This window comes from Rhodococcus sp. BS-15 (assembly GCF_000813105.1).
Classification (GTDB): Bacteria; Actinomycetota; Actinomycetes; order Mycobacteriales; family Mycobacteriaceae; genus Rhodococcoides.
In genome coordinates, this window is record NZ_BAOX01000186.1 from 1 (window position 1) to 9,835 (window position 9,835).

Sequence of the window (9,835 nt, forward strand, 5' to 3'; positions counted from 1 at the left end):
CCGTCTACGAGCTGGCGTTTCATCATGGGCAGGACTGTATCGGGCACCTCCGACACGGTTCTCGGACTGGAAACACGCTCACCAGGTGTTTCGTTCGAGACGGTGCGGGAAGGAAAATTCTCGTCGGTCACCGCACACAAACCGTGGGTGACTACAGGAGGCGATTGATTTCCGCGTAAGTCGGCGTAGAGAAACGTGTGGTGATCTAGCGCGCTTCAGTCCCAGTCCAATCGAATGCCGAGCTCGACGAAGGCATAGGCCAGCTCGTCGACGTCTTCTTCGGTGCGGCACCCCGTTCGAGCGAATCCGAACAGAGATCGGGCGGCGTCGCTGTCGACGCGGGCGGCGGCGACAGCGGCATCGATCGCCGCAATCACACCGTCCCAAGCGCTGCGGGTGGGTACCGGACTGCGAGACCCCGTCGGAGGGTCCCCGGATCGACCGGCTCGTACCGTCGCGGGCGCAGCAGGCAGGCGTCAGCTCCGCTCGCGGTTATCTCATCGTTCTCCACCGCGATGATCGCGGTCGCGGCAGCAAACAAAACGTTCGCTTGCTCGTCCCACGGCAGTTGCTCGAACGGAACCCACGATGTCCGCAGCGGGCGGGAACAACCGGTGGACTTCCAGATCGCGCTCAGTGGCTTCGCCCACCATCCGGTGCGAACCAGCGGTGTCGATACCTCATCGACGACGGTGCGCAGCAGCCTGAACCACACTGCTGCCTGAACACGGCCCGCGACGAGCTCGACCGACCCGCTCGTCATGGCGGCGGCTGTGCGCCGGTCGATTTCTGCGACGACTGCTGGTACCGGTATCGGTGGTGCGTGTTCGTCCGAGCCTGCTGGTGTTCTGTCCCAGAACACCAGTCTCCCGGGTATCACAGCGCAGAATTCGAGCCGGCAGAGATGCTTGGTGCAGCTGGTCAGCATCGGGTACTGATGAGCCATCATGACCGCGATATCGGCGTCGGTGTCGAGGGCGTCGATGCACAAGGGGCATGCCCGCGTATCGAGCTTGCTCACCCAGGGAAGCCATGTGCCGGCTGCCGGTGTGCGTCGACGCCGATCTGCCATTGCCAGACCCGGTGGCAGTAGGACAGAGAACTGATGGACGTAGGTGTCGAAGTCGCATTCACTGGGGTCGGTGCTGTCGAGCAGCCAGGGCGTATAGCCCGCCAACGTCATCTCCCGCAGCCGTTCCGCGGTACTGCCGCCTCTCTGGGCAAGTGCGGTCAACACCGGCTCGCGTGTGTAGCGGTCCAGGTCCACGCCCGAGGTGTCGACACCGAGCCCGTCGAGAAGGTCCGCTGTATTGATCAACGAATACAGTGCGGTGGTCCGGGCCAGCCACGACATCAGAGTCTCGCCAGGTAGTGGTTGCGGGTGCAGCGGCCACGGCGGATGCGCACTGTGGTCGAGCGCTGTGCGTGCTGCGGGGGCATCGGCTGGTGTCATGCCAGGTGCCGTTCGAAGTGGCGGCGGCGTTCGGTGGGCCCGGAGTAGGCGGTTTGGGTCAACACCTGTGAGGTGATCGATTCCTTCCCGGCTTCTATTGCGGTCACTGCGGCCGCGGTCAACAGCGTGGCCAGTTCGCCGATGGTGCCCTCACACCGGGTGAGGAGGTAGTCGGTCATCTCCGCCGATGTCAGGTGCGAGGGCGCACGCAACGGGAAGCTGGCGGTGAAGCTCGCCAGCAGGGAGCGGGTGTCGGTGTCGTTGGTCCAGATCGGCAGCGTCATGGGGTGAAAACGGTTCTCCAGCTGTGCATCGCTGCGGATCGCGAGGTACGCCTCTCGGGTGCCGACTCCGACGAGAGGGATCCGCAGTTCGTTGCCCAGAAACCGCAACAGGTTCAGGAATTCTCGGCGTACGTTGTCGCGGCCGGCGAGGACGTTGTGGAGCTCGTCGATGATCAGCATCCGAACTCCTGTCGCTCGCAGCAGCGTGATCGCTTGCTGTTCGAGTTCGTGGACTCGGTTCCGTGGGCGGATCGGCGTTCCGAGTGCGGCGAGCATCGCCAGGTAGAACCGTGCGGGTGCTGAGTCCGGAGGCATCTGCATACACAACACCGGTATCTGTTCGCGATCGGGCAAGCTGACAGTGGGGTGTGCACGGCGGAACTTCTCAACGATCATCGACTTGCCGTTGTTCGTCGGTCCGATCAGAAGCAGGTTCGGCATGCGTTGTCGATCCGGCCACCCCAGCAGCGTCTCGAGGTGCTCGATCACCGACCGTGCACGCGGATACCCGATCCACCTCTCGGTGCGAATGTGCCTGATGCGTTGCGCTGCAGGCAGAACCGCGATCGATCTGACCGAACTTCGCAGGTGGGTGAGGTCTGCACTACCGGGGTCGATGTCTTTGCCGATACGGTCGGTGCCGTGGCCTGCGGGAGCGCTTCGGGGGTCGTTGTTCACCGTTTCACCACTCTTCGATGTCGTCGAATAGTGGAACCGACACGTCGTCGGTGCTTGGCAGGGCTCGGGCGGGCTCTGCGCGGCCGGTGGTGTGGTGACGCTGCTCAGATGAGCACGGCGAGTGCGATTACGGCGGGCTCGCTTGGTGTCCCTCTGTGCAGAGGTGGCTATCTGACGCATCTTCTCGATCATCGCGAACAGAGCGTGTTCGTCGATAGTTGCTCGGCCGTGCTCTCGAAGACGCACCACCGCTGCCCGGTGTTCCCACGATGTCACCGCCGGATGTGACATCGTCCGGTACGGCACCTCGACATAGCCGGCACCGTCTGGTTCGAGGACCCAGATTCTGCTCAAATCGCGTGGGTCACGTCGTATCACGAACCGCCCCAAATCCTCTCGCCGCGCAACCCACGGTTTGAGCGCGTTCGAGAAGTAGTGCACGTGATCGAGAACGAAGCCCGTGCGCGTCAGACGTCGCCGGATGACGGGAAGAAAGTCCACCAAGAACGCGGTTTCGCCGAGCACCACACGAGGGGCATGACCAACTGCGGCGACCCCACCGGCCCACACGGCGGCCGGAGTGTTCCCGATCCCTGCGTGAACGCTCGCGTGATACGAGGCTATAGCCAGGACCAGCCAACGCTCCAACTCACGCAATGTCAACGCCGCGTGCTTGTCCGAGTCGTAACTTCCTCGGTCCGCTGGGTTCGAGAAGGTGGTCCCAGGCAGCTCGTGCACCGCCGTCATCGCCGTTCCGATGATGCGTTCGACGATCCCGCCGTAGTGCGGTCGGCCCGGAGGACGGTACTCGAGGGTGATGGCGTGCTGGGCGCATCCGCGGCGCAGCGCTTCGCTTTTGAACTCGGAGGCGTTGTCGAGATACAACTGCTTCGGCTTCCCCGCCATCGGCCACTGCACCTGCTCCGCCAGCTCGCATGCCTCCAGCCACGTCTGCTTCCCGCAGCACACGCGGCCCAGGCACAACCCGACCGATATCGACGACGGCGGCTCCAGAGTGACGACGAACCCGAGTACGGAACGGCTGAAGACATCAACGGCGATCGTCAGGTAGGGGCGGCCGATCGGTTACCGCTCTTACTCATCAACGACCATCAGATCGACGACGGTGTGGTCGATCTGGACCTGATCGAGAATCCCCGAAACCGTCGGTGGAACGTCGCCGGCGGACTGACGTGGGCGGGCGGCATCGGGTCCTCCGCCTGACCTGGCCACCGATGCCGGAGGGAGCGCGGCGATACGCGCAGTGACGGTATTTCTGGCCGGCACCGGCAAACCCGCGCGATGACACGCCAGTGCTATACGTCGGTGCAGCGCAGCGACACTCAGCTTCTGGCGGTGAAGAAAATAGCGGGTGAGATGATCGCCGATCACTTCCTCGACCTCAGCCGCTACTCGGCTGCGGCCACGCCCTCCCGACGAGACCTTCGTCAGAAGATCGGTGACTGTCCCCGTCCCGTTCCTGAGCCTGCCGACCAACGTGTAGACCTGCCGCCTGGACAATCCCAACCGTTGCGCGGCATCGTCGACCGCTTCCGAACGCACCGAATGCATCTCCAGCAAGGGAGCCAGGACAGCGAAACGGGCCTCGGCCTGGGACCACCGCTCCCCCGACGCTGTCAGCACACCGGTCTCCACGACGTCGAGCTTGTCGGGGTCCACCACAAGCCTCCCTGTCACCGAGAGCCGAACGTGCGACCGTGCACCGCACTTCTGACATCAGAATGTCAGAAGACACGTGCACTCACCCTCGAAACGCCTGCAAAGAGTGCAGCCGTCTTCTGAAGTTGACACCTCGGGACAAACAGGGTCGTTCGACGGTCTAGTCGACGTTCATGACTGCCGTGCAGCCCCACCCCCTCCTGCAACCCGTACGCGATCCCAGCGGCGGCGACGCGGCAGCGGCGTGGGCGGCGATCGTGCGCGAGGAACCGCGGTATCCGCGAGTGTCGGTATCGGCGAACGTTCGTATCCCGATGAGCGACGGCACAGCGCTGCGCGCGTACGTCGTCCGCCCCGCCGACGCATCGGGTAAGGCGGTGACGGGGAGTTTTCCCACCGTCCTGAATCTGACGCCGTACAACAAGCTGCTGATCAAGAGCATCGACACGATCCTCGAGACCCCTGTTCTCGGTCGTGCGATCAGAGCCTTCTCGTCCGCGTTCGACCTCACCGGAACCCGTTTCGACGGCATCACCGAGATCACCCGAGTGGTTGCAGGCGGGGCGGCGGACCTGCTGTCGGTCAACCGGCACCTCGTCCGCAGCGGGTACGTTCAGATGATCGTCGATGTCCGCGGCACCGGCAGTTCCTCGGGCACCTGGGACGTGCTGGGCACCCGCGAACAACTCGATTCCCTCGAGGTGATCGACTGGGCCCGACGCCAGTACTGGTGCAACGGCAGTGTGGGAATGGCCGGCATCTCGTACTCGGCGATCAATGCGCTGCAGGCCGCAGCCAAGCAACCCGCCGGGCTCGACGCGATCTTCGCCGTCGAGGGCTCGGTGGACATCGTCCGCGAGATCTTCGCAACCGGAGGGGCCACCTCGGCGTTCATCCGCTGTGGCTCACCGCCGTCAACGCATTGAAGTGGGCACCGGCCATCGGCGGCATCGACACGTTCACCTGGCTCCGCGATCGCACCCTGTCCCCCGCCACCAACCTGTTCGATCTGGCCAAAGGCTTTGTCACAGGACGAGATTCACGAATCTACGACGACGAGTACTACGACACCATCGACGCCGCCATCGAGGACATCGCGGTGCCGACATTCTTGTACGGCTGCTGGCACGACATCTTCGGCGGCTCCGCCCCCGACATCTACAACCGGCTGTCCCTCGAACGCGGATCGAAGCAGTTGCTCGTCGGTGACGGGTACCACGGCAACCCCGGAATCGGGTTCGGCGAACCGGGCTTTCCACCGCGTCTCGATGTGCTCGAGCGAGCCTGGTTCGACAAGTGGCTGCGCGACATCGACAACGGAATCGAAAACTACGGCCCCGTCACGTTGCGTCAGCAGGGCGGCAATTGGACTGCGCACGGCCGCTTTCCGGCTCCGCGGGCGCAACCTCGCAGGCTGTACCTGTCGGCGACGCCCTCGGGAACCGCAGCCCACGCCGTAGCCGACGGCAGCCTCACGACCGAACCGGCCACATCCCGCGACATCCTGACGGTGCGGCCCTCGTTGCGGGCCGTCGTCTCGCGTGACACCACCCAGGTACTCGCCGGCGTGACGGCAGTGTTGGGGGGCGGATTCACCTACGACAACCGCTTCGCCGAAGGTGCCGCAGTCACCTTCACCACCGGTCCGGCCGAGTCGGACGCCGTCCTGTCCGGTCCGATGAATCTGCATCTCCGGGTGGTCTGCCACGCGCGGGAAGCGTTGTGGGCCATCATGATCTGCGACGTCGCCCCGGACGGCACCTCGACCGTGCTCAGTAACGGCGCTCTGCTCGCCTCGCGCCGAGCCGTGGACGACGAACGTTCACTGTTCGCTCCCAACGGCGACTACACCCGGCCGTACCACCCGCTCACCGAGGCAGCCCTACTGCCGGTGCCCGTCGGCACACCCATCGTCCTCGACATCGACATCCTCACCACCGAGGCCGTGATCGCGTCCGGGCACCGACTACGCGTCGACGTGTTCGCCACCGACACACCACGGTTCATCCCGATCCTGCCGGATCTGGTGCGTACGCGACTGCGCAAACAAGACATCGGCATCGACCCGCAGGATCCGAGTTACCTGGTGGTGCCGATACTGGGTGAGCCGGGCTGGTAGGAACGACACCATGAGAATCGAACAAGGCATCGCGCCGGCGAACTCCGTCGAGATCGCGTACGAGGACATGGGTTCGGTGGACGATCCGGCGGTCCTGCTCATCATGGGCCTGTCCGCGCAATTGACGTTGTGGCCCATGGATTTCTGCACCCGCCTCGTCGATGCAGGATACCGAGTGATCCGGATCGACAACCGCGACATCGGTCTGTCCACGAAGATGTCCGGGCAAAAGGTGCGGGGATCCCAGATCCTTCGACTGATCCGGCACGAACTGGGGATGTCCTCGGACGTGCCGTACACGATCGTCGACATGGCCTCCGACGCCGTCGGTGTCCTCGACCACCTCGGCATCGACACCGTCCACGTCGTCGGCGCTCGATGGGTGGGATGATCACCCAGGTCTTCGCCGGCAGCTACCCCGAACGAACAGAGTCGGTGGGCATCCTCTTCTCGAGCACCAATGAGCCGTTCCTGCCTCCGCCGGACCCACGCGCCCTGCTGCCCCTGCTCGGTGGCGTCGGGAAGGACGCGACGAAGGAAGAGATCATCGCGCATTCGGCGAAGACGCTGTCCACCATCGGATCTCCCGGCTTCCGCACTCCGCTCGAGGAGCAACTGGAGATCGCACAGGTGATGTACGAGCGCAACTACAACCCCTCGGGCGTCGTGCGTCAGATGGCGGCGATCACCGGCACCGGGAGCCTGCGGCCCTACGCGAAGAAGATCACCGCGCCGACGACCGTCATTCACGCACCGCCGACAGACTGGTCCGGCCGTCCTGCGGCAAGGCCGTGGCCCGCGCCGTCAGAGGTGCCGAGCTGACGCTGATCGACGGGATGGCCCACGACCTACCCGCAGCATTGCTCGACCGCATCAGCGGCATCATCCTGGCCAATTTCGCTCGCGCCCGCGCAGCCTAGGGCTGCGCTCGGACCACACGACGAAGGCCGGCCTCCCACGGGGAGACCGGCCTTCGTTTCGAGCTGAAAGAAATTACGCGTTCGCGTCGTCCTCGAGGAGGTTGCGCGTGCGGTTCGGATCGACCTGGACGCCGGGTCCGGTGGTGGTCGAGACGGTGACCTTCTTGACGTAACGACCCTTGGCCGACGACGGCTTCGCACGCAGGATCTCGTCCAGCGCTGCGCCGTAGTTCTCCACCAGCTTGGTCTCGTCGAACGAGGCCTTACCGATGACGAAGTGCAGGTTGGCCTGCTTGTCGACGCGGAAGTTGATCTTGCCGCCCTTGATGTCGTTGACGGCCTTGGTCACATCGTTGGTGACCGTGCCCGTCTTCGGGTTCGGCATCAGGCCACGCGGTCCGAGGACACGGGCAATGCGGCCGACCTTGGCCATCTGATCGGGGGTGGCGATCGCGGCGTCGAAGTCCAGGAAACCGCCCTGGATGCGCTCGATCAGATCTTCTGCTCCGACGACGTCGGCTCCTGCTGCCTCGGCCTCTGCAGCCTTCTCACCAGCGGCGAAAACAATAACCCGAGCGGTCTTGCCGGTGCCGTGGGGAAGGTTGACGGTGCCGCGCACCATCTGATCCGCCTTGCGGGGATCGACGCCGAGTCGCACTGCAACCTCGACGGTGGGGTCGAACTTGCTCGACGCGGTCTCCTTGGCCAACTTGGCGGCTTCGAGAGGAGAGTAGAGATTGTCCTGGTCGATCTTTGCGGCCTGCTCGAGGTAGGCCTTGCTGCGCTTTGCCATGTCTTGCTGTCCTTCGTTCGAGTTCAGTGTGGTTGACGAGCCTGGCCGGCTCTCCCACGTGTACTTCGGTTACTGCAGAGAGCTGGTAATCAGCCTTCGACCGTGATGCCCATCGAGCGAGCAGTGCCGGCGATGATCTTCGCGGCTGATCGATGTCGTTGGCGTTGAGGTCTTCCTGCTTGGTCTTGGCGATCTCGCGCACCTGATCCATGGTCACCTTGGCGACCTTGGTCTTGTGCGGCTCGCCGGAGCCCTTTGCCACGCCTGCAGCCTTGAGCAGCAGCTTGGCAGCGGGAGGAGTCTTGAGCTTGAAGTCGAACGTGCGGTCTTCGTAGACCGAGATCTCGACCGGTACGACGTTGCCGCGCTGCGACTCGGTCGCGGCGTTGTACGCCTTGCAGAACTCCATGATGTTGACGCCGTGCTGGCCCAATGCGGGGCCGACGGGCGGTGCCGGGTTGGCGGCACCGGCCTGGATCTGAAGCTTGATGATCCCGGCTAGCTTCTTCTTCTTCGGGGGCATTTCTTTTTCCTTGTATTCGCTCGGGTTTCTTGCGGTTGCTACTGCAAGTCTGTGCGCGCGGCTTCTAGATCTTGGAGACCTGGGTGAAGCCGAGCTCGACCGGGGTTTCACGGCCGAAGATCGATACCAACACCTTGAGCTTCTGCTGCTCTGCGTTGACCTCGCTGATGCTGGCGGGGAGAGTCGCGAACGGGCCGTCCATGACGGTGACCGACTCGCCGACCTCGAAGTCGACCTCGATGGTCGGCTTCGACGTGGTGTCGCCGCTCTGGTCGCTTGCGCCTGCGGTCGCTTTCGCGTCCTTCTTGGCACCTTCCTGCGGCATGAGGAACTTGACGACTTCGTTGATGGTCAACGGTGACGGACGCGACGTCGCACCGACGAATCCGGTGACGCCGGGGGTGTTGCGCACCGCGCCCCAGGACTCGTCGTTGAGTTCCATGCGGACCAGGATGTAGCCGGGCAGAACCTTGCGGTTGACCTGCTTGCGCTGGCCGTTCTTGATCTCGGTGACCTCTTCGGTGGGAACTTCCACCTGGAAGATGTAGTCGCCGACGTCGAGGTTCTGCACACGGGTCTCGAGGTTGGCCTTGACCTTGTTCTCGTATCCGGCGTACGAGTGGATGACGTACCAGTCGCCGGGAGCGCGACGCAGAGCCGCCTTCATCTCGGCGACGGGATCCTCGGGCTCTGCCGTGACGTCGGCGTCAGCGGCCTCGTCGCCTTCGGCGGCAACGTCGTCCCCGGCGGCAGCGGCCACGTCGGCCTTGATTGCTTCGTCGGTCTCGCGGTCCTGAGCGGCCTGCTCCGCTTCGAGGCCCTGCTTGGTCGCCTCGACATCGGCGTCGAATGCGGCCACTTCGGTGGCGTCGTTGTGCGGCGTGCTCACGTCAGCACCCTTTCTCTAGTTTCCTGCTCGGTTCGATCGTCGAAAAGTCGGCCGTCTCGGTCAGCCGAACAGCCAGCCGACGCCCTTGATGAACAACACGTCGAGACCGCTGATGTACGCGACCATGAACGTCAGGAAGACGAGCACGACGGTGGTGTAGGTGACCATCTGCTTCTTGTTCGGCCAGATGACCTTGCGCAGTTCGGCAACAACCTCGCGGAAGAACTGCAGCAGCCGCAGAAAAACGTTGGGCCGCTTGTCTGCCTTGGCCTTGCCCGAACGTCCCTTGCCGGACGTGGCTTTCGTGGACGCGCTCGCAGTCTTCGTCATCGACACCGAGGCAGCACCGGTGCTGCGTGACCTGCTCGACGATCGCTTACCAGTGGGTACGACAGCCTCCGCAGAAGATCCACCGGCAGACGTATCAGCATCGGAGAGACGGCCCTCGGAGCCAGGTACGACGTCGTCTGGGGCCGAAGAGTCCTCGAACTCCCCC

8 protein-coding genes and 3 pseudogenes are annotated in these 9,835 nt (G+C 64.1%); 3 read left to right on the forward strand and 8 right to left on the reverse strand.

The genetic code is table 11. The features are described 5' to 3' along the window. Positions 1–215 precede the first annotated feature (215 nt). The 4 genes and pseudogenes from RHBS_RS30895 to RHBS_RS32345 form a co-directional block, all read right to left on the reverse strand. A complete protein-coding gene (locus tag RHBS_RS30895; protein ID WP_237669398.1) occupies positions 216–377 on the reverse strand; it encodes a hypothetical protein in 162 nt (53 codons plus the stop codon). After that, on the reverse strand, positions 374–1,453 hold the full coding sequence (locus RHBS_RS18520; RefSeq protein WP_237669399.1) for a TniQ family protein: 1,080 nt from the start codon (positions 1,451–1,453) through the stop codon (positions 374–376). The genes RHBS_RS30895 and RHBS_RS18520 overlap by 4 nt, the downstream gene beginning before the upstream one ends. Then, positions 1,450–2,355, reverse strand: coding sequence for a TniB family NTP-binding protein (locus RHBS_RS31860; RefSeq protein WP_128646200.1), 906 nt, complete (start codon positions 2,353–2,355; stop codon positions 1,450–1,452). The genes RHBS_RS18520 and RHBS_RS31860 overlap by 4 nt, the downstream gene beginning before the upstream one ends. Before the next feature lie 64 nt (positions 2,356–2,419). Further along, positions 2,420–4,095, reverse strand: a pseudogene (locus RHBS_RS32345) (Mu transposase C-terminal domain-containing protein). A gap of 173 nt (positions 4,096–4,268) precedes the next feature. Here RHBS_RS32345 and RHBS_RS30910 point away from each other — a divergent pair. The 3 genes and pseudogenes from RHBS_RS30910 to RHBS_RS18545 all read left to right on the forward strand — a co-directional run bounded on the left by RHBS_RS30910 (position 4,269) and on the right by RHBS_RS18545 (position 7,134). Beyond that, complete coding sequence (locus RHBS_RS30910) at positions 4,269–5,021, forward strand: CocE/NonD family hydrolase (RefSeq protein WP_237669400.1); 753 nt, start codon at positions 4,269–4,271, stop codon at positions 5,019–5,021. Next, positions 5,018–6,214, forward strand: a complete 1,197-nt coding sequence (locus RHBS_RS30915; protein ID WP_237669401.1) for a CocE/NonD family hydrolase — start codon at positions 5,018–5,020, stop codon at positions 6,212–6,214. Before RHBS_RS30910 ends, RHBS_RS30915 begins: the two co-directional genes overlap by 4 nt. Before the next feature lie 10 nt (positions 6,215–6,224). Further along, positions 6,225–7,134 (forward strand): annotated as a pseudogene (locus tag RHBS_RS18545) (alpha/beta fold hydrolase). A 73-nt stretch (positions 7,135–7,207) separates the two neighbouring features. Here the strand turns inward: RHBS_RS18545 and rplA are convergent. The 4 genes and pseudogenes from rplA to secE form a co-directional block, all read right to left on the reverse strand. Next, positions 7,208–7,927 (reverse strand): 50S ribosomal protein L1, encoded by a 720-nt coding sequence (rplA, locus tag RHBS_RS18550; protein ID WP_027498276.1) that lies wholly within the window; start codon positions 7,925–7,927, stop codon positions 7,208–7,210. 89 nt (positions 7,928–8,016) lie between these two features. Next, positions 8,017–8,450, reverse strand: a pseudogene (gene rplK / locus RHBS_RS18555) (50S ribosomal protein L11). A gap of 64 nt (positions 8,451–8,514) precedes the next feature. Next, entirely contained in the window at positions 8,515–9,339 is an 825-nt protein-coding gene (nusG, locus tag RHBS_RS18560) for a transcription termination/antitermination protein NusG (protein WP_027498277.1), read from the reverse strand. A gap of 60 nt (positions 9,340–9,399) precedes the next feature. Next, a partial coding sequence (secE, locus tag RHBS_RS18565) for a preprotein translocase subunit SecE (RefSeq protein ID WP_128646199.1) occupies positions 9,400–9,835 on the reverse strand: 436 nt, incomplete at its 5' end.